22 protein-coding genes are annotated in these 26,986 nt (G+C 60.3%); 13 read left to right on the forward strand and 9 right to left on the reverse strand.

All coding sequences use genetic code 11. The features are described 5' to 3' along the window. The 6 genes from FJ320_04485 (at position 1) to FJ320_04510 (ending at position 6,731) form a co-directional block, all read left to right on the forward strand. The gene (locus tag FJ320_04485) at positions 1 to 849 is read left to right on the forward strand and encodes an SDR family oxidoreductase (GenBank protein ID MBM3925232.1); all 849 of its coding nucleotides are present in this window, start codon (positions 1 to 3) and stop codon (positions 847 to 849) included. Then, complete coding sequence (locus tag FJ320_04490) at positions 849 to 1,538, forward strand: cysteine hydrolase (GenBank protein MBM3925233.1); 690 nt, start codon at positions 849 to 851, stop codon at positions 1,536 to 1,538. The genes FJ320_04485 and FJ320_04490 overlap by 1 nt, the downstream gene beginning before the upstream one ends. Before the next feature lie 193 nt (positions 1,539 to 1,731). Next, entirely contained in the window at positions 1,732 to 2,691 is a 960-nt protein-coding gene (locus FJ320_04495; GenBank protein ID MBM3925234.1) for a hypothetical protein, read from the forward strand. Positions 2,692 to 2,735: 44 nt separating this feature from the next. Next, a complete protein-coding gene (locus FJ320_04500) occupies positions 2,736 to 3,914 on the forward strand; it encodes a hypothetical protein (protein MBM3925235.1) in 1,179 nt (392 codons plus the stop codon). Positions 3,915 to 4,245: 331 nt separating this feature from the next. Continuing rightward, on the forward strand, positions 4,246 to 5,166 hold the full coding sequence (locus FJ320_04505; protein MBM3925236.1) for an ABC transporter permease: 921 nt from the start codon (positions 4,246 to 4,248) through the stop codon (positions 5,164 to 5,166). Positions 5,167 to 5,537: 371 nt separating this feature from the next. After that, positions 5,538 to 6,731 (forward strand): amidohydrolase, encoded by a 1,194-nt coding sequence (locus tag FJ320_04510; GenBank protein ID MBM3925237.1) that lies wholly within the window; start codon positions 5,538 to 5,540, stop codon positions 6,729 to 6,731. A 310-nt stretch (positions 6,732 to 7,041) separates the two neighbouring features. Here the strand turns inward: FJ320_04510 and FJ320_04515 are convergent, their stop codons facing one another. Next, positions 7,042 to 8,373: an MFS transporter gene (locus FJ320_04515; GenBank protein ID MBM3925238.1), complete on the reverse strand. Its 1,332-nt coding sequence runs from the start codon at positions 8,371 to 8,373 to the stop codon at positions 7,042 to 7,044. A 22-nt stretch (positions 8,374 to 8,395) separates the two neighbouring features. Continuing rightward, positions 8,396 to 9,844: an amidohydrolase family protein gene (locus tag FJ320_04520; GenBank protein MBM3925239.1), complete on the reverse strand. Its 1,449-nt coding sequence runs from the start codon at positions 9,842 to 9,844 to the stop codon at positions 8,396 to 8,398. A gap of 131 nt (positions 9,845 to 9,975) precedes the next feature. Between FJ320_04520 and FJ320_04525 the strand changes: the two genes are divergently transcribed. From FJ320_04525 to FJ320_04545, 5 genes are all read left to right on the forward strand, one after another. Continuing rightward, positions 9,976 to 11,097 (forward strand): Gfo/Idh/MocA family oxidoreductase, encoded by a 1,122-nt coding sequence (locus FJ320_04525; protein ID MBM3925240.1) that lies wholly within the window; start codon positions 9,976 to 9,978, stop codon positions 11,095 to 11,097. A 2-nt stretch (positions 11,098 to 11,099) separates the two neighbouring features. Further along, positions 11,100 to 12,767, forward strand: a complete 1,668-nt coding sequence (locus tag FJ320_04530) for a DUF885 domain-containing protein (GenBank protein ID MBM3925241.1) — start codon at positions 11,100 to 11,102, stop codon at positions 12,765 to 12,767. Between the two features lie 256 nt (positions 12,768 to 13,023). Beyond that, positions 13,024 to 14,673: a thiamine pyrophosphate-requiring protein gene (locus FJ320_04535; protein MBM3925242.1), complete on the forward strand. Its 1,650-nt coding sequence runs from the start codon at positions 13,024 to 13,026 to the stop codon at positions 14,671 to 14,673. Between the two features lie 303 nt (positions 14,674 to 14,976). Further along, complete coding sequence (locus FJ320_04540) at positions 14,977 to 16,095, forward strand: hypothetical protein (GenBank protein MBM3925243.1); 1,119 nt, start codon at positions 14,977 to 14,979, stop codon at positions 16,093 to 16,095. A 119-nt stretch (positions 16,096 to 16,214) separates the two neighbouring features. Further along, the gene (locus FJ320_04545) at positions 16,215 to 16,439 is read left to right on the forward strand and encodes a ribbon-helix-helix protein, CopG family (GenBank protein ID MBM3925244.1); all 225 of its coding nucleotides are present in this window, start codon (positions 16,215 to 16,217) and stop codon (positions 16,437 to 16,439) included. Between the two features lie 18 nt (positions 16,440 to 16,457). Here the strand turns inward: FJ320_04545 and FJ320_04550 are convergent, their stop codons facing one another. The 6 genes from FJ320_04550 to FJ320_04575 form a co-directional block, all read right to left on the reverse strand. After that, positions 16,458 to 17,219 carry an SDR family oxidoreductase gene (locus FJ320_04550; protein MBM3925245.1) on the reverse strand — a complete coding sequence of 254 codons (762 nt, stop codon included), beginning with the start codon at positions 17,217 to 17,219 and terminating at the stop codon, positions 16,458 to 16,460. Between the two features lie 10 nt (positions 17,220 to 17,229). Beyond that, entirely contained in the window at positions 17,230 to 18,012 is a 783-nt protein-coding gene (locus tag FJ320_04555) for an SDR family NAD(P)-dependent oxidoreductase (protein ID MBM3925246.1), read from the reverse strand. After that, positions 18,002 to 18,820 carry a biotin--[acetyl-CoA-carboxylase] ligase gene (locus FJ320_04560; protein ID MBM3925247.1) on the reverse strand — a complete coding sequence of 273 codons (819 nt, stop codon included), beginning with the start codon at positions 18,818 to 18,820 and terminating at the stop codon, positions 18,002 to 18,004. Before FJ320_04560 ends, FJ320_04555 begins: the two co-directional genes overlap by 11 nt. 1 nt (position 18,821) lies before the next feature. After that, positions 18,822 to 19,172 (reverse strand): hypothetical protein, encoded by a 351-nt coding sequence (locus FJ320_04565; protein MBM3925248.1) that lies wholly within the window; start codon positions 19,170 to 19,172, stop codon positions 18,822 to 18,824. Positions 19,173 to 19,377: 205 nt separating this feature from the next. Then, complete coding sequence (mgtE, locus tag FJ320_04570) at positions 19,378 to 20,778, reverse strand: magnesium transporter (protein ID MBM3925249.1); 1,401 nt, start codon at positions 20,776 to 20,778, stop codon at positions 19,378 to 19,380. A gap of 10 nt (positions 20,779 to 20,788) precedes the next feature. Continuing rightward, complete coding sequence (locus tag FJ320_04575; GenBank protein ID MBM3925250.1) at positions 20,789 to 21,769, reverse strand: NAD(P)-dependent oxidoreductase; 981 nt, start codon at positions 21,767 to 21,769, stop codon at positions 20,789 to 20,791. 137 nt (positions 21,770 to 21,906) lie between these two features. Here FJ320_04575 and FJ320_04580 point away from each other — a divergent pair, with 137 nt between their 5' ends. Both FJ320_04580 and glmS read left to right on the forward strand, forming a co-directional pair. Next, positions 21,907 to 22,890 (forward strand): YvcK family protein, encoded by a 984-nt coding sequence (locus FJ320_04580; protein MBM3925251.1) that lies wholly within the window; start codon positions 21,907 to 21,909, stop codon positions 22,888 to 22,890. A gap of 68 nt (positions 22,891 to 22,958) precedes the next feature. Next, the gene (gene glmS / locus FJ320_04585; GenBank protein ID MBM3925252.1) at positions 22,959 to 24,803 is read left to right on the forward strand and encodes a glutamine--fructose-6-phosphate transaminase (isomerizing); all 1,845 of its coding nucleotides are present in this window, start codon (positions 22,959 to 22,961) and stop codon (positions 24,801 to 24,803) included. Here glmS and FJ320_04590 read toward each other — a convergent pair. Next, complete coding sequence (locus tag FJ320_04590; protein ID MBM3925253.1) at positions 24,790 to 26,985, reverse strand: hypothetical protein; 2,196 nt, start codon at positions 26,983 to 26,985, stop codon at positions 24,790 to 24,792. The genes glmS and FJ320_04590 overlap by 14 nt on opposite strands. Position 26,986 lies beyond the last annotated feature (1 nt).

Raw genomic sequence — 26,986 nt, forward strand, 5'->3', positions numbered from 1 at the left:
ATGGAAAAACGACTTCAAGGCAAAGCTGTTCTAGTAACCGGCGCCGCGTTAGGCTTCGGCGCGGGCATCGCCCGCGCCCTGGGCCGCGCCGGCGCCCGCGTCCTCGCTACCGACGTCAACGACGCCAATCTGGCCCGCTCCGTCGCCGACATGAAGTCCGACGGTTCCGACGTCGTGTCCCTCCACCTGGACGCCGCAGACCTTAAGGCCTTCCAGTCTGCCGTCAACCAGGTGGTGAGCAAGCATGGCCGCATCGACGCCATTGTTCACGCCGGCGTCATCATGCCCCTCCAGGCCTGGGAGGATACCCCTGAGGAGCAGTGGTGGCGCGAGATGCGCGTCAGCTTTGGTGGCTACATGAACGGTGCCCGCGCTGCCTGGGAGGCGATGAAGCGGCAGGGCGGCGGCCATATCATCGGCATCGCCAGCGGCTCCAGCTTCCGAGGTTATAAGAACGAAGTCGTTTACTGCGCCGGCAAGCACGCCATCGAAGGCTTTATCAAGGCCCTGGCCCTGGAGGCCGTGCCCTACAAGATTTCGCTCAACGCCGTCGGCCCGGGCAAGCGCATCAAGCCCACCGCCCTGGGCTGGGACCAGATACAGCGCACGCCGCCGGCAGTCCGTGACCAGTGGTTCGACGCCGCCGAGTTGGGCAAGGCCTTCGTCTGGCTCATATCCCAGCCGCCGGGCAAGTATACCGGCCTTCGATTTGACGCCGGCCCCATCTACGACACCATCACCAAAGAAGGCTGGGACTTCAAGTTCGCCCCCGAGAAGGTCTCCACTCTTCCCGAAGATGTGAAGTACCGCATGAACTGGCACGCCAACTACGACAAGGTGAACGGGTAATGATTATTCGCCATCCCGTGCCTCTGCTGACCAAGGAGACCAAGCCCCTCCTCCTCACCAAGCGCAACACCTGCCTCGTCTGCGTCGACATGCACAACCCCTTCTCGGACCGCAATGGCCTCCTCGCCCAGCGAATCAAGGCCAAAGTCCTGGACCGCGAGTTCGACGAATATTTTCACCTCCTCCGCCTCATCACCCCCAACATCCCGCGAGTCCTAGACGCCTGCCGGAGCCTCGGGGTCAGCGTCGCTTATAGCTGTCTAGGCTATAAGAAAGGCGAAAAACCCTCCGAGTTCCAGAAAGCCACCGGCTGGGAGTGGGACCTGGACGGCCCCCTGGGCGGCTTCCCCCATGCCTGGAGGCCCCTGCCCGATGAGCCTGTCTTCTCCAAGCCCGCCTGGAGCGCCCTCGCCAACCCCAAATTTGAACGATGGCTTAAAGACAACAAGTTCAACAACGTTGTCCTCATGGGCTGCTACTTCGACTTCGGTGTGCGCCAGACCGCCATGGAGCTAAACGACCGCGGCGTCAGCAGCCTCGTCATCACCGACTGCTCCGCCGGCACCACCCAGTTTGGCCACGACTATACCTTCGACAGCATCAGCCAGGGCCTCATCAAGCTCCGCTACACCGGCGAGCTTCTAGGTCTCTTTGACGTTATGAAACAGCAGGGGAAGGTGTTGGTCTAACGCTGAAATCATTATCACCTGAGGATTACTAAATGCCGTGTCCCTGCTTCATATTTCCTCTCCCCTCGTGGGAGAGGACTAAGGTGAGGGGTAAACACTGGAGGCACGTTCCTTTATCAGTGCCACCTGCCACGCTGCGAAATCTCCTTTCCCCCGCTCAGTGGGGGAAGGTTAGAAAGGGGGGTCCAATCCCATGATCCAGACCGTCCTCGGTCCCATAAAAGAAAAAGACCTCGGCGTCTGCCTGCCTCACGAGCACATCTGGTGCGACCAGAACCTCGGTCCCCGCCTCGACCTCCTGGGCGCGACGCGAGACCCCGCCGGCTTCATGAAGCTGGACAGTTTCGACCGCGTCGTCGGCGAGCTCAAGGCCTACAAGGCCGCCGGCGGCGGCGCCATCATCGAGGTCACCTGCCAGGGCTGGGGCCGCGACCTGGACATGCTGGCCCGCCTCTCCTACGAGTCGGAAGTCCACATTATCTCCACTTCCGGCTATTACATCGAGCCTCACATGCCGTGGCATATCAGCGAGTGGTCGGTGGAAAAAATCGCCGACCACATCACCCGCGAGATTACCGAAGGCATCGGCCCTGACAAGCGGCGCTGCGGCCTCTTCAAGTCCGCCATCCACCGCGCTCGAGTCGAAGGCCCGGAGCTAAAAGCCCTCAAGGCCATCGCCATTGCCCAGAAGCGCACCGGCGCCGCCATCACCTCCCACACCACCGGCGCGCGGCGCATGGAAGTCCCCGGCGGCGTCGCCGGCGTCCACCAGACCGAAATCCTCGCCGCCGAGGGCGTGGACTTGCGGCGTTTTATCGTCGGCCACGTCGACGAGCGCCCTGACATCGACGTGTTGTCCAAGCTGGCCGATAAAGGCTCTTTCATCCAGTTCGACGTCATCGGCAAAGAGCACTACCTCTTTGACGAGACCCGCGCTGAGATAGTCCATGCCTTAATCGGACGAGGTTATGTAAATCAGCTCATGATCTCCCACGACCGCAACCGTGACCACGAGATGCGCTACAGCGGCAGCACCGGCTACTGCCACATCTTCGAGACCTTTCTGCCCCGCCTCCGCAAGCTGGGCGTCACCGAAGCCCAGATCAACACCATCATGGTCAAGAACCCGGCCAAGGCCTTGTCGATGAACTAACCTTGTTGTGCTAAAGTGTCCCTAACAAAGGGTGAGGTACCGCCATGAAATACAACCTCGTCTCCGGCGACTCCCACGTAGACCTCAGCTGGCTCCCCGGCGACCTCTTCAAAGCCAACGCCCGGCCCCACCTCAAAGACAAAGTCCCCCAGGTCCACGACACCCCTGAAGGCCCCCGATGGGTGGCGGAAGGCCGCGTCCTCGGCGTCGTCCACGGCGCGGGCCACGGCTTCGTCCAGGCCCGCCCGGACATGCGCCGCCGCATCCAGCGCATGAAAGAGGCCGGCTTCTACGACGGCAAGCCCCACCCCGTCGACCCGGAACTGCGACTCAACCACATGGCCGTGGACGGCATCGACGCCGAGATTCTTTACGGCATCACCGGCACCGGCATGAGGCTTAAAGACCACGAGACTATCGCTGAGACGTATCGCATTTATAACGATTGGGTGGCCGACTTCTGCGCCACCAACCCAGGGCGATGGTATGCCCTCGCCTGCGTCCCCATCCACGACCCCAACCTCGCCGCCCAGGAGCTGCGACGCGCCGCCAAAAGCGCCTACGTCCGCGGCGCCGATTTAATCGCCAGCGAGGTCACCCACCCCATCTACGTCCGTGACGGCTACTGGGACCCACTATGGCAGGCCGTGGCGGACACCCAGGCCCCCGTCTCCTTCCACGTCGGCGGAGGCCGAATCCCCGTGCCCAAGCCCCCCGGCGCCGCCGCCGACCCCGCATTCGGCCAGGAAGTCGGCCAGAACGACCTCTCCTTCCAGGGCGTCACCCAGGCCCTGGGCCAGTTCTCCTGCGTCCAGTGGCTCATTGGCATCATATACAGCGGCGCCTGCGAAAAGTTCCCCAATTTCCGTTTTGTCATGGGAGAAAGCGGCGCGGGCTGGATACCCTTCGCCCTCAACCGCATGGACCACATATATAAGGATGCTGCCCTGGACAAAAAGTTCGATCCGCCCATGTCCCTCCTCCCCAGCGAGTACTGGTTCCGCCAGGGCGCGACGACCTTCCAGGAAGAGCCCTGCGTCGGCGATATGGCCCACCTCGTCGGCGAGGACAACCTTATGTGGGGCAGCGACTACCCCCATCCCGACGGCGTCTGGCCCGACTCCAAAGAAGTCATCCACGACACCATGGGCCAACTCAAGCCAAAGGTCCTCAAAAAAATCGTCTGCGACAACGCCGTCCGTACATACCGAATGGGCAAATAGCAAGTCACAGGCGTCAGGACAGCCGTTGTTGACAGAGGGTTGAGGCTAGTAAAAAGAGGAATGCCTGTCATTCTGAGCGAAGTCGGTAATCCGACGTAGCCGAAGAATCTGTTGCCACTGGAATGCAGGCCCCATCCTCTGATAGGCGGCATCACCGCTTGCATAGGGGCGAGGTTGCCTCGCCCTTCCTTCTCCTGCTACTTATCCTTCCCTTTCTCATACCCCGCCGCCTTAATACACGCCGCCCAGTGGCCCGTCGCCACCTCCCGCAGCTCCGGCGCCGTCGATTTGCTCTACGCCGTCGCCGACCCACGCGTCAGGTACGAATAGCATGGCGCGAGCAGCTCCCATCGACGCTCCGTCGGACTCCTTCCAATTCGACAGCTTGTGGGCGCTGACCGCCAAACGGCTGCTGCGACATAAGGTCGCCCTGGCGGGACTGGTCGTCATCGGCGTCATCGCCCTCGCCGCCATCTTCGCCCCCATCATCAGCGCCGACCCCAACGCCCAGGACTACACCGTCATCAACCACGGCCCTAGTTTCTCCCACTGGTTCGGCACCGACTATCTGGGGCGGGACATCTTCAGCCGGGTAGTCCACGGCGCTCGGGTTTCCCTAATGGTCGGCATTTTCACTCAGGTCATAATCCTCGCCATCGGTCTGCCCCTCGGCGCCCTGGCGGGCTACATAGGCGGCAAGACTGATAACTTCCTGATGAGATTCGTTGACATCATCTACGCCTTCCCCGACCTCCTCTTTATCATCCTCTTGCGAAGCGTCCTGGGCGGCGGCATCTTCATGCTGTTCCTTTCCATCGCCCTGGTGTCCTGGGTGGATATCGCCCGGCTGGCCCGGGGGCAAGTCCTTGTAGCCAAAGAGATGGACTACGTCAAGGCTGCCAAAGCCCTGGGCGCGCCGCCGCGATGGATATTAATGAAGCACGTGCTGCCCAACTCCATCGGCCCCATCATCGTCGCCGTCACTTTCGCCGTGCCGCGGGCCATCTTCATCGAGACCGCCCTGAGCTACATTGGCATTGGCGTCCGCCCGCCGACGCCCAGCTGGGGGTCCATGGTCCAAGACGGCTACTCGCTAATCTTCGCCTCTCCTCATCTGGTCCTCTTCCCCACCATCGCCATCGGCCTGCTAATGATGGCTTTCACCTTTCTCGGCGACGGCCTCCGCGACGCCCTGGACCCCCGCGCCCCGCTCCGCGCCCGCACCTCCCACCGAATCACACTCAGCTCCTGACGCCTGGTGGCCCGGAACTTTAGCCCGTACATTCTTCGTTATGGTAAGGCTTGTCTTGCTACCACAAGCCTTTTGTGCGAGATGGTACCGAGAGTTTCCTTCTGGTTCTCCCTCTTCTCCTATAGCAAAGGAGAAGATGGAGTTAGAGGGTGATGAGGTGATCCTTATTTTCCTTCCCCTTCCAGCAGGCTGTACTCAGTCCCGATGCAGTCGGGAAAGGGGCTAGGGGATGGTATCCCGCCTATGACTAGGTTGGTATCAAACATCAAGGTTTTGATGGAGAGGAACAGAACGGGAGCTAACCCCACGGCACCTGGCGGACTCCTCAAATTTCTGTTAAATTAGGATGAAAATGCAACTAAGAGGTGCGCATGGTTAAGTACAACCTTATTTCAGGTGACTCCCACGTAGATATGAGCTGGCTCCCGGGAGACCTCTTCGTCAAGAACTGCTCCAAGCCTGAACTGCTGGAGCTTATGCCCCGCATAGTGGAGACAAAGAAGGGCCTCCAGTGGATCGCCGAAAAGGACAACGTCCTCGGCGTCGCCCAGTCCGCAGGCTTCGAGTTCATCGCCCCCACCCGCGGACGTCGCATGCGCACCGACAAGATGCTGGACGCCGGCTTCTACGACGGCCCTGCCCGCCCCGTCGACCCCGAACTGCGCCTCAAGGACATGATGACCGACGGCGTGGACTGCGAAATCCTCTACGGCATCACCGGCTCAGGCAAGAACCTCAAACAGATGCCTGTGGTGACCGAGGTCTATCGAATTTATAACGACTGGGTCAACGAGTTCGGCGCCAGCTACCCCGGCCGATGGTACGGCCTGGCATGCCTCCCCGTCCACGACTCCAAGCTGGCCGCCGCTGAAGCCCGGCGCGTCGCCAATCTCAAATTCATCCGCGGCTGCGACCTCATGGCCGGCGGCCTCAACTACCCCCTCTACGCCCGCGATGGCTACTGGGACGGCCTCTGGGAAGCCATGGTGGACATCAACATGCCCATCTCCTTCCACATCGGCGGCACCCGCATCCCCATCGGCACTACGCCCGACATGGAGACCGGCTTCGCCGTCCAAGGCCGAGACTTCACTCAGAACGAGCAGGCTTTCCAACTGGTGCGCGGCGCCCTGGGCATGTTCTCCATGGTGCAACACATGATGTCCATGATCGCCTCCGGCGCCCTGGACAAGTTCCCCAAGCTCAAGTTCGTCATGGCCGAATGCGGCGTGGGCTGGGTCCCCTTCGCCCTGGACCGCATGGACCACGTCTACCACGACGGTATGTACGAAAACAAGTTCACCAGTCCTTCCATGAAGATGAAGCCCAGCGAGTACTGGGCCCGCAACGGCATGACCACCTTCCAGGAAGAGTACGACGTGGCCGACATGATACCCCTGGTCGGCGAAGACAACATCATGTGGGGTTCCGACTATCCCCACCCCGACAGCGTCTGGCCCGACTCCCATAAAGTCCTGGACCACGCCCTCAACGGCGTCAAACCCAGCATAAGGGCCAAGATCACCAAGGACACCGCCACCAAGCTCTACAAAATCGGCAAGTAGTTCCAACCAAGGAAACTTTTAAGAGGGGCCGCTGTTTCAGCGGTCCCTCTCTTTTTTACTCACACCGACGGCTAGCGTTTGGATGCGTTGGAGTCAAGTCTGAGCACCTCCCTTCGGGTACCCCCTCTTCTCCTATTGCAAAAGAGAAGAGGGGGATAGAGCCTGCCCTGAGCCTGGCCGAAGGGGGGTGATGAGGTGCTTTTTATTTCCTTCACCTTCCAGCAGGCTGTACTCAGTCCCGATGCAGTCGGGGAAGGGGTCAGGGGATGGTATCCCGCCTATGAACAGCGCTGCATTTTCGTGAAAGATGCTACGAAACCATCATCGAGGCCGTCGGCCTCTCCGGTCTCCTCGCCCTAAATACCAGATACGCCGCCACTAAATTCAACAAATTCATCACAATAAACAGCGCGTAATAACTCCCCGTCGTGTCCTTCACCACAGCCCCGATCACCGGCCCCATTCCCAGCGCCACCGTCTGGCTCGGCATCATCAACCCGGATATCGTCCCGTAGGACCCCCGCCCAAAATACTGCGCCAGCATCATCTGCTCCAGCACACCCACAGTCCCCGTCAGCAGCCCGTACACCATCCCGAACACGTACGCCGAGGCCAGCGAGTCAATAAAAGGTATGTAGAGCGCCGTCGCCCCTGTCGCCACCAGGAGGACCATCAACACCCTTCTGGGGCTGAACCGGTCCGCCACATACGCCCACCCCACGTTCGCCACCGACAAAAAAGTGCTGAGGCTGAACACACCAGCGGCCTGCGCCGTCGATATAGACGCCTGGTCCACCAGGAACGGCACCATGCTGTAGCCAATGGTCGCCGCGCCTAGGAGGCTGAGAAACGCCGTGATGCCAATGAGCCAGAAAGCGTTGGTCCTGACAGCCTCCCGCGCGTTCCAGCTCTCCTCAGGCGAAAGCGGCGATGGTTGGCCCTTGCTGTGTCCCGGATTCGACGCGATAGCCGCGCCGGCCTCCCGCCCCGTCTCTGCCTTCGCGCCGTCTGGCAGAAGGCCGATGTCCTCGGGCTGGCGACGCATTACCGCCACCAGCGGCAGAATCAGCGCGAAGCTCGCTATCCCCAGCCCTCGATATGCGTTGCGCCACCCCCATCGCCCCGCCACCGCCGATATTATCTGTATATTGATGGCGCCGCCCAGGGGCCTGAAAGTAGAGCTTATAGCCAGCGCCAGGTTCCGCCGTCGACGGAAGAAGTTTACCGCCGTCGTCCTCGGCACTACCCCTATCACCACCGGGTTGCTGATGGCGCGCCCCACAATGTACGCTGCGTAGAAATGCCACACGGCGTGTATCCCTGCCAGCCCAAAGAAGCACACCCCCGCCGCTATAAGCCCCGCCGGCATAAGCCATCGAGGCCCGTGCCGGTCCGCCAGCCTTCCCACCAGCGGCGATATCAGCCCCGACGTCCACGTTCCAATGCTCACCGCCAGCGCGATAGTGCTGCGGTTCCACCCTGTCTCATCGAAAATGAAGTTCTGAATGGCGCCCAGGACTATCTGCGTGAACCCCGTGGCAGCAAAGGTCGCCAGGGCCGCCATGGCCAGCACCAGCCAGCCGTAGTAAAAGGGCGTCGGGGGCCGCCAGTCCAGCGCCGACCGCAAGGCCTTAATTAGCAAAGGTCTGAAGCCACAGACTCGACTAAAACGCAGGCCGCTGCAAATAAGCTGGCGTCATCTTCCTCGGTATTAACTGCCCGTCGCCTGGCTTCCCTAGCAGCTTCCCGCCGTCCACCATAACCTTCCCCCTCAGCAGCACCGTCGTCGGCCACCCCTGCACCTCCCAGCCCTCCCACGGGCTGTAGTCCCGCACGTGCAGGTCCTTCATCGTCAGTTTTTTCTTTAACTTGGGGTCGATAATGCAGATGTCGGCGTCGCTGCCGATGGCGATGACCCCCTTCCGAGGGTAGAAGCCCAGCATCCTGGCGGCGTTGGTGGACGTGATGTCGGCATAGCGCTCCAGGCTCAGCCCACGCTTCACCACCGCCTCCGAATACACCACCCCCATACGTATCTCGATGCCAATGTTCCCGCCTCGCATGTCCAGCACGTTGCGGCCCGCAATCTTGTCTGTGTATGTAGTAAATCCGCTGTCCGTTGCCGTGACGGTAAGCTCGCCATGAAGCAGCCCCTTCCATAATCGCTGCTTGTCCTCTTCATACTTCAACGACGGATAAGTATGAAACTTCATCCCGTCGGAGGCCTTGTAGTTGTCGGCGTTGAAGCTTAGCGCCAGGGTCAGCACCTCGCCGTACACCGCCATCCCGTCGCTTCGCGCCTCCTCGATAGCCTCCAGCCCCTCCTTGGCCGTCACATGGACAAAATACATCCCTACGCCCGTCTTCTTCGCCAGCCGGACCACCCGCTGGAACGCCATCTCCTCCACCAGGTTGGAATGGACCTTGGAGATGTGCGGCCAGTCCCACCACCCCATCTGCTTGGCGATGAGGTAGTTGTACATCGTCAGCTCGTCGTCCGCCCCGTGCACCGCCAGCATCCCATCTTCCCTCTGCATCACCCGCATCAGCGCGTCCAGCCGCCCCATGTCAATCTTGGCGACGACGCTGTACGACGGCCTGTGCCCCTCCGGCCTCGTGTCCGTAGTGAAAATCTTGACGCTGGGAAATCCCGCCCTCACCAGCTCGCCATACCGAGAAATCGCGTCGGGCGTGCTCTTGTCTGTATAAACACAGTGCGTCGAATAATCGGTGTAACCCTGCCCCTTCCACACCTTCATGAAATCGTGGACGCCTTTGACTAAATCGCCTTCATTAGGCACCGGCGCAAAGTCCACCACCGTCGTCGTGCCGCCCCATATCGCCCCCAGCGTGTGGTCCAACGGCCCCGCGTTGGGCATGTCCGGCACGATTTGCGGTATGTTCGGCTGGAGGTTCGACGCCGCATGTATGTGCGGCTCGATGCCCCCCGGCACCACAATCCGCCCCTCGGCGTTGACGATGCGCTTAGCCTCCATCGGCACCGACTCCGGCGCCGCCACCACCACAATCCTCTCCCCGATAATCCCCACATCCCACTTCCCCACACCCGCAGACGTCACTACCGTCCCGCCCTTTATCACCGTGTCCAGCATATCGCCCTCCTGCCTCTAACCCCTGCCAAAGAATGAGCCGATTGTAGTCCTAGCCTGGTAGGTGTCAAGTCGGCCATAGGCTGCGTCCTAAAATCTCGCTATACTACCGCCATCCCTTGAGGTAGAACGCCATGCCAAAAGAAACTCTTCGAGTCGGCATCATCGGTGCGGGGCGATGGGCCCAGTTCGCCCACCTGCCTGCCTGGAGCCGTCAGCAGAACGTCAAACTCGTCTGGGTCTGTGACATCGACGAGGCCCTCGCCGGTCAGATGTCTAAAGAGTACAACGCGCCTCACGCCACCACCAACTGGCAGAAAGTCGTCTCGCGCCCTGACCTGGACATCATCGATATCTGCACTCCCTCCCAGACCCACTATGAAATCGCTCAGGCTGCCATCGCCTCCGGCAAGCACGTCCTCTGCGAAAAGCCCGTCAACTATGACTTCCGCAAGACCCTCGCCCTCAGCCAGGAGGCCAAGCGAAAGCGCCTCAAGACCAAGCTAGGCTTCACCTTCCGCTACACTCCGGGCGTCCGCTACGCCAAGTCGCTTATCGACGAAGGCTTCGTCGGGCGGCCCCTCATCTTCAACGGCTACGAGCAGAACTCTCAGTGGCTCAACCCCCAGACGCCCCTGCGCGACTCCCAGGTCAAGACCGAAAAGCCCGGCATCAACGTCGCCTCCCTGGAAGGCTACGGCGCGCCTATCATCGACATCAGCCGATGGTGGGTCGGCGCCGACTATACCAGCGTCGTCGGCACCATGCGCAACTTTATCCCCGAGCGCGCCATCCGCGGCAAGACCGGCCTGCACCGCGTCAACATCGACGACGGCGATGTCTTCCTGGCCGAATACGCCAACGGCGCCTTCGCCACTATCCAGACCAGCTTCTGCACCGTCGGCAACTTCCCCGGCGTCGAGGCCCGCTTCTACGGCGACAAGGGCGCGATAATCGTCCGCGTCGTCGAGGAGTTCGGCGTGCCCGAGACCGTCCGTGCCGCCAAGCCGGACAGCATCGAATACAAGCAGCTGGACATCCCCCGCCGCTTCTTCCCCCGCGACTACGTCCCCGGCGAGTCTGCCAGGAACACTTTCTATACCAACCTCGTCACCGATTTTGTCGAGGAGATTCACGACGGCGGCGCCAGAAATCAGGGCAACTTTGACGACGGAGCCTGGGTCCAGGAGATGATTAACGCCGTCGAAATTTCCCACCATCAGCGCCGCTGGGTGGACCTCCCCCTCCCTCGATAACCATGGATACGCAAGCCAAGTACTTCGACCGCGCCCTGGACCACTTCCTGCGGTTCTTCTACGCCCACCACCCCGTGGACGCCACCTTCATCGGCGTACATGACTACGACGGCAACCTTCCCGACTTCTCGCCTGGCGGCGTCCACTCCCTCCTCTACGCCCTCGCCCGCCGAGGCCGCGAATTGCGGGCCATCTCCCCCGCCTCCCTCACTCACACCCAGGCCCTCGACAAAAAGCTGGTCGAAGGTTTCATCGCCACCCGCACCTGGGAATACTCCTCCGGCTTCCTGATAAACCACTGCCCGGCCGTCTACTCCGGCGAGGCCGCCCTTGGCCTCATCGCCCTTCTCCGCCGACCCTTCGCCCCTATACAGCAACGCGCCGAGTCATTAATCCAGCGCCTTGAGGCCATCCCCGCCTTCCTACAACAAGCCCAGGCCAACCTTCAGGACGCGCCCCCATCATGGACTGACCGGGCCATCAAGGAGTGCGTCGGCGCACGTATATTGATCGATAAAGGCATCCCCATCCTCGCCAAACAGGAAGGCTTCGCCAGCTCTACCCTCAATTCCGCCCTCACGAAAGGAAGTGCCGCCTTCGCCAAGTTCCAGCACTTCCTGGAATCCGACCTGCGCCAACGCCCCAGCGACGCCTACTCCTGCGGCCCCGAAGCCCTGGACATCATCATCAAAAAGTGCCATTTCCTCAAAGAGTCCGCCGCCGAAATCGAGGCCTACGCCTTGGAGCAGTTCCACACCTCCCGCGCCCTCCTGGAGGCCGGCGCCCTCAAGATGGGCGTCCGCGACTACCCCACCGCCCTGGCCCTCCTCGATGACCATCAGGCCAGCGCCAGCGGCTTCTACGCCAGCCACCAGCGCCACCACGACGCCGTCCGCGCCGCCGCCATAGAACACCACCTCTTCGCCTGGCCCGAGGACTATGACATCCAGTTCGTCCAGCAGCCGCCCTGGCTCCGCGAGGCCGCCCCATACCTCTACGTCCTCCCCTACCATTCCGAGCCCGCCTTTGACCACCTCCCCTTCGTCGATTACATGATGCGTCCCATGCCCGACGACCCCTCCGCCCATAAACCCTTCCTCCGCGCCAACAACGACAGCGTGGTCAAGCTCAACTACGTCGTCCACCACGGCGGCCTGGGCCATCACATCCAAAACTATTACGCCTACCGCGCCAAGTCGCGCATAGGGCAGATTGCCGCCGTCGATGTCGCCTACCGAATCGCTATGCTCAGCGGCGGCACGTTGTGCGAGGGCTGGGCCCAATATACCGTTGACTTGATGGAAGAGATCGGTCTCATGACGCCCTTGGAGAAGTACAGCCAGCACTACGCCCGGATGCGCGCCGCCGCCCGTGCCATCGTAGATGTTAAACTCCACACCGGCCAGTGGAGTTTCGAGACCTGCGAGGCCTTCTATAAAGAGCACGTCAACTTCACGCCCGCCGCCGCCCGCACCGAGACCGTCCGCGACGCTATCATCCCCGGGGTCGGTATGATGTACCTCTTGGGCATCGACGGCATCAAAAACCTCCGCCGCGACATGCAGCGCAAAGAAGGCGCCAGCTTCAACCTCCAGTCCTTCCACGACCGCCTCCTCGCCTACGGCTCTATTCCCGTCCCCCTTATCGCTGAGGCTATGCTAGGCGATTAGACCTGTCATTCTGAGCGAAGTCGGAACTCCGACGCAGCCGAAGAAGCTGGTCCTACTTTAGTCTAGTATCACATTCATTTTCCTGTCATCGCCAAGCAGTTCCCTCCTTCTCCCCTTGTGGGAGAAGGTGCAGGTTGAGGGGTGGAACCCTAGCTCCGCGTAACGGGTGTTATTCAAAGCTTCCATTCAGGAAGTGGGTGGGGTAAAGGTCTGAAACTTCTGTTATCATCTACCCACCAACCGAGGGAGGCCCATCATGCGCACCATAGACGTCATGGCCCAAATCTTAAAGAAGGAAGGCGTCCAGTTCCTCAGCGCCTTCCCCACTACGCCCGTCATCGAAGCCTGCGCCGAGGCTGGCATTCGTCCCGTCATCTGCCGACAGGAGCGCGTCGGTGTCGGCATCGCCGACGGCTTCACCCGCGTCACCAACGCCAATCCTCCAGGCGCCTTCGCCATGCAGTACGGCCCCGGCGCCGAGAACGCCTACGCCGGCGTCGCCACCGCCTTCTCCGACGCCGTTCCCATGCTCCTCCTCCCCTTGGGCCATCCCAGGCATCAGGACGGCATCTTCCCTCACTTCAGCTCCCTTAGGAACTACGCCCCTATTACCAAGCACATCGAGCAGGTCAACTCCCCGGAGCGCATCGCCCCTGCCCTCAGACGCGCCTTCGCCGCCATGAAGATGGGCCGGCCCGGCCCGGCCATGGTAGAGATCCCCGTAGACATTGCCACCTCCCAGGCCGATTCCGCCTTGGCCGAGAACTACCAGCCCGTCAAGAGGACCATGTCCCAGGGCAATCCTGACGATGTCCTCGCCGCCGCCAAGGCCCTTCTCAAGGCCAAAGCCCCCGTCATTCATGCCGGCCAGGGCGTCCTCTACGCCGACGCCACTAACGAACTCATCGAACTAGCCGAACTCCTCCAGGTCCCCGTCGTCACCACTATGGCCGGCAAAAGCGGCTTCCCTGAAGGACACCCCCTCGCCCTCGGCAGCGTCTCCACCACCATGAACGGCGCGGCCTACTCTTTCCTCAAGAACGCCGACCTGGTCTTCGCCATCGGCTCCAGCCTAACCAAGCATGCCATGACCACCCACATTCCCGCTGGCAAGACGATTATCCACGCCACCAACGATTCTATCGACATCTCCAAGGACTACGTGGTGGACTACCCCGTCATCGGCGACGCCAGGCTGGTCCTCCGCCAGTTCATCGAGGCTTGCAAAGACCTCCTGGGCAAGAAGTCGCGCAACGGCAAGACCGAGGCGGAGGTCGCCAAGGCCCGCCAAGCCTGGCTCAAGGAGTGGAACCCCCGTCTCACCTCCAGCGAAGTCCCCATCAGCCCCTATCGCGTCATTCATGAATTCATGCAAGCGGTGAAGCCCTCCGAAGCCATCATGACCCACGACTCCGGCAGCCCCCGAGACCAGATCATGCCCTTTTACAAGTCCGACGGCCCTCGCACCTATATCGGCTGGGGCAAGTCCCACGGCTTGGGCACCGGCCTGGGCCTTATCATGGGCGCCAAGATGGCCCAGCCTGAGAAGTTCTGCGTCAACCTTATGGGCGATGCTGCCTTCGGCATGGTCGGCACCGACTTCGAGACCGCGGCCCGCTCAGGCATCCCCATCTGCACGATAGTCTTAAACAACTCCTCCATGGCCTGCGAGACCGACGCCATGGCCGCCTCCCACCGCCTTTATAACGCCCGCGACCTCGGCGGTAACTACGCTGATATGGCCAGTGCCATGGGCGGCTGGTCGGAGCGCGTCACCGACCCGGGCAAAATCGCCGGGGCCATCAAGCGCGCTCGTAAGGCGACGGAGGGCGGCAAGGCCGCCTTGCTGGAGTTCATCACCAAGCAGGAGACCCAGACCTCCCACAAGCGGGCGTTCCAGGGGTAGAACTGACCCTACAAGAACAGGTTTTGACGACTCTCTTACTAGGAGGTCGAGTTGATTCCTCTGTCTATGCCCTGGAGTCGGAGAGTAGACCGTATCAGACATCTGCTTGTTGTCGCTCTAGCAGTCGGATTTTCTGTAGGTCTAGCTTGCAGTGATAGCGGGCCCCTGTGAGGCATTGATTGTGGGGATGACAAAGAGTTGGATTATTCGAACTATAGTCTTCTCCCAAATGGTCAAGTGGTACTCCTACACACTAACGGAAAACCCAGCAATCCTGTCACAAGAGTAGCAAGTTATGACCCGTTGACAACAAAGCCCTACACGATACCAGAGGCCAATGAAATGGGAACGCTTAAGACCGGACGGATTGATGCGTCTGTACACCTTCTTTCAAACGGACATTTGGTTGTGTACGGAGGCTTCCGAGCTGGTAAGGCAATCGGCAAGATCGAACAATACAACCCGTCATTAAATGAGTGGGATCCAGGCGTGGATATCCCTACTGACAAAGCTTCCAGGCTGATTACTCTAGAAGACGGGCGCCTGCTGACGCTAGGTATCAAAGGGTATGGGGTTTACGACCCATTAAATCTCAGATGGGTTGAGGGAAAAGGTTCTTGGACTGCGCGAATTGGCTATTCCGCCACGACCCTATCTGACGGTAGAGTTCTTCTGGTCGGAGGTAATCTATGCTCTGTTGAAAATGAATTCTGTGGAGGTGATGCTACGAATTTGGTAGAGATCTTCGATCCCCGAGAGGAGTCATTAGTCCTCACGGCGACCTTACCACGTCCAAGCGCCGGACATACAGCTACACTAATGAAAGATGGGAGAGTTCTAATTACGGGCGGCGTAATCTGTAAGCCAGGGGTCTCACTTTGCTCCTCGACCTCTTCATCAGCCGAACTATTTGACCCTTCGACAAACAGATGGATACCAGTCAACAGCATGATGAGGCCTCGGGAAGGACATGCGGCGATTGTGTTGAATGACGGAAGAATCCTAATAGTCGGCGGACGGACAGGTGATGTTTACAATCCCTTCAACACAGACTCCGAGATTTACGATTCAGTTGCCAACGACTGGTCCCTCACATCTCTGATGCGTTATCCTCGTGTTTTACCGCGTCTAAGGGACATTGGTGACGGACGAATCTTGGTCATCGGCGGTGTTCCAAATGTCCCAGCCGTGGAAGGCAATTATGCTGAATCGGAAATATACGACCTCCAGAACGGACACTGGCAAAGCACTGTAGATAAAAAATTTAATGGTAGTGTATACGGAGTTTTTAGTGCTCAGAGTGGCACGACGTTGGCAGTGGGATTTAATAAGTTCTGTGGTGGCTGGATTATGACTTCTGTTGAAGTATTCGATCCACAAAGCGACCGCTGGACTGATCTACCTGTATTAACTGGCATATAAGCGTCGATGTGACCAAAAAGCATGCTATAGCAAGCAAATTCTACGGATGAGCAGTCAGCCCGCTTCTATGAAGCCTGGTGATAGCTGTAGAATCAGGCCGCCTGTAATATCATTACTGCATGCAGCGCATCACCACATCTCTACCAGACGACCTGATGCAGCGATTGCGCGCCATCGCCGTGGAGCGCAACATATCCATGGCCCCTTTGGTTCGTGAAGCTATAGAGGAGAAGGTCAACCGCCATCGTCCAAAACCCAGAAGCTTCGGAATTGGTGCCTCTGGCTACACCGACACTGCCATGCGCAGCGCCGTGGAGCGTCCCAAGCCAAGTAGCTGGAATTAGCAAATCCTCATCCGCCCCCTACGGATGCGCCATCAGTCCGCCGTCAATGTATATCGCCTGCCCTGACACAAACTCGCACGCGTCCGACGCCAGGTACGCTACCAGCGCCCCAATGTCCTGCGGCCTCCCCCGTTTCCGCAGCGGAATGTACTTCACCAGCTTCTCGTCCTCCAACGCGCCCGCCCCTGTATTCTGCCCCTCCTGCCAGCCCACGCCCACCGCGTTGACCCGCACCCCCTTCTTCGCCCACTCCAGCGACAGCGCGCGAGTGAACCCCATCATGGCGCTCTGTGTCGCGCAGAAGGCCGTCGAGTTCCACTGCCCCCGCTCCGCCAGCCCCGACACCACGTTGATAATCCTGCCCTTGCCCTGCTTCAAGAACTCCTTCCCAATCCGATGGCTCAGCACATACGCCGAGCGCAGGTTCTTTCGCACCGCCTCATCCCACTCCTGCGGCGTCACTTCCTCGAAAGGCTTGGCGAAGGGCACCCTCGAGTTGTTGACCAGGATGTCCACCCGCCCGAATATCGGCATGAACGCCGCCATCCCCTTCTCCAGTCCCACCGCGTCCGACGGGTCGCCGAATAACCCCAGCGCCTGCCCTCCGATCTTAGACGCCGCCGTCATCCCGCCCTCCACCGTCACCTGTCGAGGCGCGAACATGAACACCTTTGCCCCGGCCTCCACCATCGCCGCCGCGATGACCGGGCTCTCTCCCTCACCCTCGCCAGCGATGAACGCAATCTTGCCATCCAATCGAAACTCAGGAAGTACAGGCATATCGTCTCCTTTATCTAAGAGCCACCACCGGCGCGTACCCCGTCGGTGAGAACCCCGCCGCCATAGCCGCTCCGTCCACCGATATCATCTCCCCCGTCATATAGTCCGACGCCTCCGACGCCAGGAACACCGCCACCGGCCCCAGGTCCTCCGGCTTCGGGAACTTCCCCGTCGGCATGTACTCCGGGTTCGTCCCCTGCCCCTCTCGCGTCGGTATAAACCCGGGGACGATGGTGTTGGCCGTCACGCCGTAGGGCGCCAGGCTGAGCGCCAACGTCCGTGTTAGCTGTATGACCCCGCCCTTGGCGCACGTGTACGTATACATATCCTTCCCGCCCCGCATCCCGTATCCTGACGCCACGTTGATTATCTTCCCCCTCCGCCGGTCCGCCATGTGTTTGGCAATGGCCCGGCTGCAATAGAACGCGCTAGTCAAGGTGGTGTCCATGCCCACTCGCCACTCCTCGTCCGACATGTCCCATATCGGCGTGCGAGGCGCGCCTAACTGCGCCGCGTTGTTCATCAGCACGTCCACCTTCCCGAAATGCGACAGCACCTTCTTCACCATCGCGTTAGCCTGGTCCGACTTTGTCAGGTCAGCAGTTATGGCAACAGCGTCCCGCCCCAGCGACTTCACCTCTGCCGCCACCTCCTCGATAGGCTCCCTCCGTCTCGCCGACAGCGCGATGTTGGACCCGGCCCTCGCCAGCGCCCGCACCATCGCGCGGCCCAATCCCGTCCCGCCGCCGGTCACAATCGTCACTTTACCGTCCAGACTCAGCTTATCGAGCATCAACTGCTCCCTTCATTCCAGTTTCTTCCGATGCCTTCTTGAAAGTGACCTCCCCCGCCGTCAGCCGCGCCAGCGTCCCGTCGTCGCGGCGCACCATCAGATGCCCCATCTCGTCCACGTCCTCCGCCACGCCGGCGATCACCTCCTCCTTCCACCGTACCTCCACCCGCTGCCCCAGCGTCGCCAGGTGTTCCCTCCACTCGCTCACCGGCGACCACCCCTCCCGCATCGACACATACAGCCCGTCCATCGCGTACAGCAGCCGACGCAGCACGCCCGCCTGGCTTATATCCTTCCCGGCCTCGGCGTTGAGACTCGTCGCGATGTCTTTTATCTCCGGGTACGCCGACGTGTCCAGCGATACGTTCAGCCCTACGCCGACGATGGCATGCGTTACCTTCTGCCCCTCGATGGCGTTCTCCACTAGCAGCCCGCACACCTTTTCCCCCCGCAGCAGGATGTCGTTAGGCCACTTGATGCTCGGTCTCAGCGTGGTCTCCTGCTCGATGGCTCTGACCACCGCCAGCGACGCCACAATGCTCAAGAACGGCAGCGTCTTCAGCGACGGATAGAAAACCACCGAGAATAGCAGGTTCCCAGCCTCTGACACCCACAGGCGCTGGAACCGACCCCTCCCCTGGCTCTGCCTCCCCGCCACCACCACCGTCCCCTCCATCGCCCCGCCCGAGGCCTCGGACACCGCCCGGTCCATAGTGGAAGTCAGCTCCTCAAAGTAAAGGAGCCGCTTGCCTACCACTCGAGTGTACAGGCCGCCTTTGAGGACCTCTTGCACCAGGTTGACAGCCAAGCTAGTCCAGCACCACGCATATGGATATTCGGGTCTGGTTGCCCACTACGCGGGTTATGTGCCCCTGGCCCGTCAGGTCGTCGGCCAGCATCACGTCGCCGGGCCCAAACCGCCGCTTCTCACCAGTCCCAGCCTCAATCTCCGCCATGCCCTGCACCGTGATAACATACTGCTTCTTCGGCGCTGGATGCCAGTTCTGCACCACTCCCGGCGGCTGGCGGCGGAACAACACCATCTTGGCGCCGCCTGAAAACTCTCCCGTCTTGGTCAGGTCGGCTGGATTAAAATTCAGCTTCAAGTCCTCAAAACGCGATTTCCCGTCCGGGCCGGTGTATATGCGCGAGAATGCCATTCCAGTACCTCTTTACTGAATTGATGTAGAAAGCGCCCCCAATCTACCAGTTTTGCCAGAGTGCTGAAAGGCCTTTCCTTTAGGTTCCCTCACCCTCAAGGGGGGAAGGTTAGAGCCTGTCCTGAGGGAGCCTGCCCTGAGCCTGGTCGAAGGGCCGAAGGAATGGGAGGTCAGAGTGGTGCGTGGGGTTATCTCCTCCCGATGCTTACAGATTCAGCACCAGGTGCGCCACCAGGAAATACACGCCCACGCCGATGATGTCCATAAACGTGGTTATGAACGGCGCCGACACTAGCGCCGGGTCCAGCTTTAGCCATCGAAACAGGAACGGCAGCCCGCCCCCCGTCATCGCCGCCGTCGCCGCGATGACCACCATGGTTATCCCTACCACAAATCCCACGTCCAACTCCCGCCCCAGTAGGAACGCCCACCCGATGACTATTGCCCCTAGTGCCACGCCTAGCAGTGCGCCCACCGCTATCTCGCGCCCAATGACATATACCGCCTGGCTCCTTGTCACTTCCCCGGTCGCGATGCCTCGTATTACCACCGTCGACGACTGCGCCCCCACGTTGCCTCCCGTCCCGATAAGCAGCGGCACAAACGCCGCCAGTATCACCACCTCCTCCAGCAAGTCCGATTGGCTGGCGATGATCGAACCCGTGACAGTGTTGACCAGAATTAGAAGGAACAGCCACACCACTCGCCGCCTTGCCACGTCCAGCAGCCTTGACTTGAAATAGCTCACCTCGGTCTCAGGCACGGTGCCGTATCGATATATGTCTTCCGTGGCCTCTTCCTTCAGCACGTCCACCAAGTCATCACCCAGGATTATTCCCAACGGCCTCTGGTTCTCATCCGCCACCGGAAGAAAGCTCAGGTCATAGCGCTCCTTGATGCGGGCGCACTCCTCCTGGTCTGCTGTGGGCAGGACCCACTTCACATCCGTGTTCATCACCTGAGACACGCGAGTATTTGGACGCGCCAGCGCCAGCCGCGTAACGCTTAGCAGTCCCACCAGCCTCCCCGCGTTGTCCACCACCAGCAGCGACCCGATATCCTCAGCCATCGGCCCGTATATTCCCAGCAAATCCAAGGCGTTGGCCGCCCGCAGGTCCGCCCGCACCGACGGGAACTCTGTGACCATCAGGCCGCCGGCGCTTTCGTCGGGGTACTTCAGCAAGGCCAGCAGCTCCTCCGGCCTGCCCATGACCTCCAGAATCCTGCGCGACTGCTCCTCCGGCAATCGCCTGAGTATGTCCGTCGCCACGTCCTCCGTCGTCTCTCGCAAGACCCTCGCGGCCCTAGGCCCCTCTAGCTGCTCGACAAGCCTCGAGGCCACCTCGGCGTCCAGATGCTCCATAATCCGGGCCGTTTCTTCCGACCTCAGGGCCTTCAGTAGCGCCAGCTGCCGCTCCGATGGCAGGGCTGACAGCACCTCGGCCTGGTCCGCCGGGTGCTGGCTCACGAAAAGGGCCATCGCCGGGCCCTGGTCCTCACCGCTGAGAAGCTCCGTCAGCTCGCCAATCAACCTCTCGATGCGCTCCCTGTCCGTGACCTGCGTTTCGGGAGCGGCCTCCGGCGATTTGATTTCGGGCTGGTGCACTGTCTGCAGCCTAATCTTTGTAGCTGAACTCGGTGCGCCACTTCATGTACGCCGTTAGCCCCTGCACAATGCTGTGCTCCGGCGTGTACCCCAGTTCCCGCAGCCTGCCCGTGTCCACCAGCGCCCGCCTCAAGTCCTCCTCAGGAGCCGGTTTCGCCCCTGTAAACGTAACCTTAGGCCACGCCTTCTTCATTGCCTCCAACATCTCGTCCGAGCTAACTCGAAGGCCACGGCCCACGTTATATACGCTATACGCTCCGTGCTTATGTTTGCTAGCCGGGGCGTCGAGGACAGTCTGGATTGCCTTAGCAGCGTCCGGGGCGTAGATAAAGTCCCGGTCCTGAGATGTCAGCGACATGTCCACCGCCTCACCGCGTATCGCCGCGCGAGTCCACTGCGTCGGCAGCGACAGGTTGGACCTGTGCCCGCTGACCCGCTCCATGGGCCCGTAAAGCGAGGTCATGCGCACCCCCACCGTCTCAAACCCGTGTACCTGTCCGTACTTGCCCACGATCATTTCAGACGCCAGCTTGCTTATCCCGTAAAAGCTATCTGGGAACAGCTTCACGTCCTCCTTCAGCACGTCCTTGTGCGACCTCGGCCCCGTATATACCCCCGCCGTCCCCACGTATAGGAACCGCCGCACTCCTGCCTTCCGCGCCATCTCAACGATGTTGACTGTGCCAGTTATGTTTATATCGAGTATTCGCTGCCCGTTCAGCTTCTCGGTCTCAGGCCGGGAGCCTGTGAAGGCCGCGGCGTGCACAACCTTGTCAAATTTATGCTTGGAGGCCAGCTCATCCAACCCCTTTCGGTCCAGGATATCTCCCTCCAACCACCGCACCCGGCCCTTCCACGGTTCCAGGTATCTTTTCGCCAAAGCGTCCACAGGCGCCACGTCTAGCGACACCACCTCATGGCCCGACTGCGCCAGCGCCCTCACAATGTTTGACCCGGCGAATCCAACGCCTCCCGTCACCAGAGTAGCCATGCTGGCCTCCTTACACTTTTATCGGCGCGATTTTCAATTGACACCCCGTAATCCTAGTCCATAAACTTAACGATGAAAACTTCGTATCCTGATTAGTCCTTATCACTCCCAGCTTAAAGGCGCGGCGGTGCTGTCCGATGTCGGATAAGAAAATAGTCGTCATTGGCGGAGGGACTGGTAATCATACCACCCTCTCGGGACTCAAGAAAAAGGACTGCGACATCACCGCCATCGTGAGCATGAGCGACGAAGGCGGCAGCTCAGGCCGCCTCCGCGACGACCTCGGCCAGCTTCCACCCGGCGACATCCGCCAGTGCCTCGTCGCCCTGGCCGCCGACGACGGCGTCTCCGCCCAGCTTCGCAAGCTCTTCAACTATCGCTTCACCGCCGGCGAGGGCCTCAACGGCCACAGCTTCGGCAACCTCTTCCTCTCCGCCCTCACCGAAATCACCGGCGACGCCGCCTCCGCCATCATCGAGGCCTCCCGCATGCTCCGTATCAAGGGCCAGGTGCTGCCTGTGACCCTCACCAAAAGTGTCCTCAAAGCCCGCCTGACCGACGGCACCGAGATCGCCGGCGAGTCTAACATAGACCTGCGCAAGGAGAAGCTGGACACGCCCATAGACTACGTCTCCCTAGATCCCAAGGCCTACCCCTACCGTCCTGTGCTGGAGGCCATATCCAACGCCCACGCTATCGTCATCGGCCCCGGCGACATTTACACCAGCATCCTCCCGAATCTTCTGGTGGAGGACGTGGCCGAGACTGTTAGACAGTCCAAAGCCGTCAAAATCTTTGTCTGCAACCTCATGACCAAACCCGGCGAGAGCGACGGCTTCAAAGCCTCCGACTTCCTTCGCACCGTCTCCGAGTATCTCGGCAGAGCCGGCTCCATTGATTACTGTCTAATAAACAACACTAGACTCCATGAGCGGCTTCGCAAACGGTATGGCAGCTTCGGCCAGCACCAGGTCGTCTCCGACATCGAAAACTGCAAACCCTACGTCCGCCATGTCGTCGAAGCGCCTCTTATGATGGAAGGCTTGTACGTCCGCCACAATCCCGACGCCCTGGCCGACGCCATCATGTCCATAGTGGACAGCCCTGCCCTGCGGAGATAGCATATTCCCAGGGGCCTCAATCAGAGGCGCATCATGCTCTCCCTCTAGCCTATACATTCGAGGCGCTCATGTGCGGCATTGTCGGATATGCGGGCCATCGACAGGCCTGGCCCTTGATTCTGGAAGGCCTGCAGCGGCTGGAGTACCGCGGGTATGACAGCGCCGGCGTCGTAACCTTGCAGCCGCCCCGGCCCCTGGAGTTCCATCAGGCCGTCGGCAAAGTCTCCCACCTGGTAGCCTCCCTCAACGGCAGCAGCCCCGAGGGCGTCCTTGGCCTCGGCCACACGCGATGGGCCACCCACGGCCGGCCCTCCGTTGCCAACGCCCACCCCCACACCGACTGCAAACGCGCCGTCGCCGTCGTTCACAACGGCATCGTCGAAAACTTCCTCGCCCTTAAGCAAGACCTAATTTCCAAAGGTCACAAGTTCTCTTCCGAGACCGATAGTGAGGTTATCCCCCACCTTTTGGAAGAGGGCCTCGCCAACGAAGAAGGCTTCGAGCAAGCTTTCAGGCGCATGGCATCCTTTATCAAGGGCGCCAACGCCGTGGTGGCCATGTGCCAGAGCGAGCCCGGCAAGCTCTTCGCTCTTCGACTTGGCAACGCTGGAGGCATCGCCGTCGCTAAGATGCAAGGCGAGACTATCCTCGCCAGCGACATCCCCGCCCTCATAACCTTCAGCAACCAGGTCACTTTCCTCGAGAGCGGTGAAATCGCCGTGGCCTCCGCCGACTCTGTTCGATACCTAGATATCCAAGGCAAGACCCTTTCCAAACGCGCCCAAGTCATCCCCCAGGAGTGGGCCGCCATAGGCAAAGATGGCTACCGCCACTTCATGCTCAAGGAGATTATGGAGCAGCCCCAGGCCATCGCCAGCGCTTTTCGCGGCCAGGTGGACTTTCAGGCAGGCCGGGTGGAACTGGAGAACTTCCCTATCTCACAGCCCGACTTGCGTAAGCTGAAAAAAGTCTTCCTTGTCGGCTGCGGCACCAGCCTCCACGCCGCCATGGTAGGCCGCCATTTCATCGAGGGCATCGCTCAACTTCCTGCCGAGGCCGAAAGCGCCTCCGAATTTCGCTACCGCAACCCGGTAGTGGACAAGGACACGCTAGTCGTCTCCATCGGACAGTCCGGTGAGACCGCCGACACCCTCGCGGCCATGGAATATGTAAAGCGCCGCGGTGCGCGTCTCATCACCATTTGCAATAACGAAGGCAGCCAGGCCTCGCGCCTTGCCGAAGGCACTCTCTATATGCGCTCCGGCCCCGAAATGGCTGTGGCCAGTACCAAGACTTTCATGGCCTCACTAAGTCTCCTGGCACTGCTGGCGGTGTATCTGGGCCAGTCCCGCGGCAGTCTCTCAGCCGAAGAACAAGCCCGTCTTCTGGCTGAACTGGCCCGCCTCCCCAACCTTCTGGGGGAAGTCCTGTCCCATCAAAAACTTTACAAGAAGCTAGCGCGAGACCTTTATAAATACAATCACCTCCTCTATCTTGGCCGGGGCATCCTCCAGCCCATCGCCCTTGAAGGCGCGCTGAAGCTGAAAGAGGTCAGCTATATCCACGCCGAAGGTTACGCCGCCGGCGAGATGAAGCACGGCCCCATCGCCATTATCGACGATAAGCTAGCCACCGTGGCCTTAGCGCCTCGCAATGACCTCTACGAGAAAATGCTGAACAACATCAAAGAGGTCAAGGCCCGCGACGGGCTAGTCCTGGCCGTCGCCGCCCAGGGTGACCAGGCCATCGCCGCCGAAGTCGACCATGTGGCCTATATTCCTCAAACCTCTGAGCTGTCAACACCCTTTCTGGCGGCGGCGCCCCTGCAATTACTGGCCTACTACATTGCCGTCCAGCGGGGCTGCGACGTCGACCAGCCCCGCAACCTGGCCAAGTCGGTTACTGTCGAATAGCCTGTTCCGAGGACACGCGCTTTATGGGCCAACGCCTTCTCAGCCGCCCCTCCGGCAGCACGACATAGGCCAACCCCGCCACAGCAGTTAAAAGCGCAGTCACAACTAAAATCAGCATCCAATTTCTTCGCCCGAAGGTAATACTAGCCGGCGAACCGTCACTCGAAAACACAGGACTCATGCCCAGACTGACCGCCACCGGTCGGTCCCCGTCCTTCCGCCAGTGGCGCATCGTTGTCCCATACTTGGTCGCCAGCGCTAAATATTCGCCCTGAGATGTGTCCACTGAATATCCGGTCATGCCCTCTTTCTTCACTGCGGGCACGCCAAAGTCAGGATTTCCTCTAAACGGCACGCCGCTTGGAGATACCTGGCGTTCTAACACAAATACGCCACCCAATACATCCTCTTCCCTGCTTATTTCAACAAACCTGTCGAACCGGCTCATTCGGTATACCCGACCGGGTGAATACACCGGCGAGACTAGATGCTTGTTCTTGTATAGGGTAATGGATTGGCCGCGCATCAGCGCCTCTAGGTCGCCTTGCCGGTCCAGGTATCCATACTGGCCATAGTCAGCTTCGTGCGCCAGGATCACATACTTAACATTCAAAGGCGCCAAAAGCTCCCCCAGGTTATGCACCTCGCTTGGCTTTGCGAGAAGGTATTCCACGTAGTCGCTGACCGGGTTCCTGCTCTGCGAGTATGTCCCATACTCAATGTTGTCCCCCGAAATAACGTTTCGGCCAAAGAAGCCCATGGACGGGCTTGCCAGCGTTTTGTCGTCGTTGGGCAGCCAGTCGAACCATGAGTACATATGCCAGGGGAGGAATAAGACGTTGTAATCATGCTCATCCTGCCCCAGGATATCGCGCGTCTCATGCCAGTCCTTGGGGTATTGCGTAGTGCCTAGCTGGCCCGCCGCGCCGAATATCGGGAACGCTATGGCTATAGGCAATACCACCGCCAGCGCCGCGCCCCTTCCAGCCCACGCCTTCCCGCCTGTGCTGCTCAAACTCTTGGTTATCTGCCTCTTCAGTTCCTGGACTCCAAGACCTCCTAGGAAAGCGTATGCCAGCGCCAGTCCTGCCAGGAACTTGTGCGAGTCCCTGAAAATCGAGAATCCAGGCACTATGTCCCACGCTCTCCAAAAAATAGATGAAGTGACGCCCGTAGCCATTCCTAAGGCGAGGATAAACGAGCCTACGCCCAGGACTCCCACCGCCCACGGCAGCCACTCCTTCCTTCGATAGTTTGCCTTCGTGGTCAGCCCCAAAAACGTCAGGAAAAGCGCGGCGACAAAAAACAGCCACCACGACCAAAAGAAATCGCCCGCGTACTTGTAGCTGCCTCGCCAGAACCCATGTAATGACGCCACATCGAACGCCACGCCGAAGGACGAATCGGCCCGGGGCTGGTAGAGCGCGAGGTCGTTCCTGTCGAAGTTTCCCGCCACCGTCTCGCCGGACGCCGCGTCCGCCACCGACGGCACAATCCAGTACAGGTTGAGCAGCGCAAATACCGCCAGGCCAACTCCCAGCGCCATCCCTGCCGGCTTGTAAGCAAAAACCTTCCGCCCCCATACAACCTTCGCCGCCAGTATTACCAGGCCAATCCCAAGGAACAGCGCCAGGGCATGTAGCTGCGCCAGCCCTATGAGCGTCGTCCACAGAGCTAGCCGCATTCCTTTTTTCGTGTCCGGCCTGTCTAAAAGGTCCAGAAGGGTTTTGACCACAAAGGGTATCAGCGCATAGCCCAGCAGCAGGCCCCACTGGCCTGAAAAGAACCTGATATATGTAAACGGGTTGACGGCGTAAAAGACTCCGCAGTAATAACGGCCCAGCCCTTCCAGCATCGGCAGCCGGCTGGCCCCCCAGCCCGCCAGGAAGAAGATCAGCAGCAGCAAAGCCTTTTGCACCAGCCAGCCTGGCAGGAACAGGTCGAAGAATCGCAAAATCAGTGACAGCGGCGCCGAATTGTCCGTCGCGCCAAAAACGCTCGTCGATATGCTGGTCAACCCTGCAAGGTGCGCCCACGGGTCCTGGTTAAAAGCTATTGGAGAGTCTAAAGTGAGTATGTAGCCAGGCGTTAGCAGCGGGCCCAGGATTAAAAGAGATAGAACGGCAAAAAAAGCGGCCCCCTGTATCTTTCCGGCAGGCCTACCGTCAGTCTTGACGCCCAAA

Source organism: SAR202 cluster bacterium (genome assembly GCA_016872285.1).
GTDB lineage: Bacteria > Chloroflexota > Dehalococcoidia > Lucifugimonadales.

What these genes read in the sequence shown, in the direction of transcription:
- FJ320_04485 (MBM3925232.1), top strand. Translation starts at nt 1, where the DNA reads ATGGAAAAACGACTTCAAGGCAAAGCTGTTCTAGTAACCGGCGCCGCG.
- FJ320_04490 (MBM3925233.1), top strand. Translation starts at nt 849, where the DNA reads ATGATTATTCGCCATCCCGTGCCTCTGCTGACCAAGGAGACCAAGCCC.
- FJ320_04495 (MBM3925234.1), top strand. Translation starts at nt 1,732, where the DNA reads ATGATCCAGACCGTCCTCGGTCCCATAAAAGAAAAAGACCTCGGCGTC.
- FJ320_04500 (MBM3925235.1), top strand. Translation starts at nt 2,736, where the DNA reads ATGAAATACAACCTCGTCTCCGGCGACTCCCACGTAGACCTCAGCTGG.
- FJ320_04505 (MBM3925236.1), top strand. Translation starts at nt 4,246, where the DNA reads ATGGCGCGAGCAGCTCCCATCGACGCTCCGTCGGACTCCTTCCAATTC.
- FJ320_04510 (MBM3925237.1), top strand. Translation starts at nt 5,538, where the DNA reads ATGGTTAAGTACAACCTTATTTCAGGTGACTCCCACGTAGATATGAGC.
- FJ320_04520 (MBM3925239.1), bottom strand. Translation starts at nt 9,844, where the DNA reads ATGCTGGACACGGTGATAAAGGGCGGGACGGTAGTGACGTCTGCGGGT.
- FJ320_04525 (MBM3925240.1), top strand. Translation starts at nt 9,976, where the DNA reads ATGCCAAAAGAAACTCTTCGAGTCGGCATCATCGGTGCGGGGCGATGG.
- FJ320_04530 (MBM3925241.1), top strand. Translation starts at nt 11,100, where the DNA reads ATGGATACGCAAGCCAAGTACTTCGACCGCGCCCTGGACCACTTCCTG.
- FJ320_04535 (MBM3925242.1), top strand. Translation starts at nt 13,024, where the DNA reads ATGCGCACCATAGACGTCATGGCCCAAATCTTAAAGAAGGAAGGCGTC.
- FJ320_04545 (MBM3925244.1), top strand. Translation starts at nt 16,215, where the DNA reads ATGCAGCGCATCACCACATCTCTACCAGACGACCTGATGCAGCGATTG.
- FJ320_04550 (MBM3925245.1), bottom strand. Translation starts at nt 17,219, where the DNA reads ATGCCTGTACTTCCTGAGTTTCGATTGGATGGCAAGATTGCGTTCATC.
- FJ320_04555 (MBM3925246.1), bottom strand. Translation starts at nt 18,012, where the DNA reads ATGCTCGATAAGCTGAGTCTGGACGGTAAAGTGACGATTGTGACCGGC.
- FJ320_04565 (MBM3925248.1), bottom strand. Translation starts at nt 19,172, where the DNA reads ATGGCATTCTCGCGCATATACACCGGCCCGGACGGGAAATCGCGTTTT.
- FJ320_04575 (MBM3925250.1), bottom strand. Translation starts at nt 21,769, where the DNA reads ATGGCTACTCTGGTGACGGGAGGCGTTGGATTCGCCGGGTCAAACATT.
- FJ320_04580 (MBM3925251.1), top strand. Translation starts at nt 21,907, where the DNA reads ATGTCGGATAAGAAAATAGTCGTCATTGGCGGAGGGACTGGTAATCAT.
- glmS (MBM3925252.1), top strand. Translation starts at nt 22,959, where the DNA reads ATGTGCGGCATTGTCGGATATGCGGGCCATCGACAGGCCTGGCCCTTG.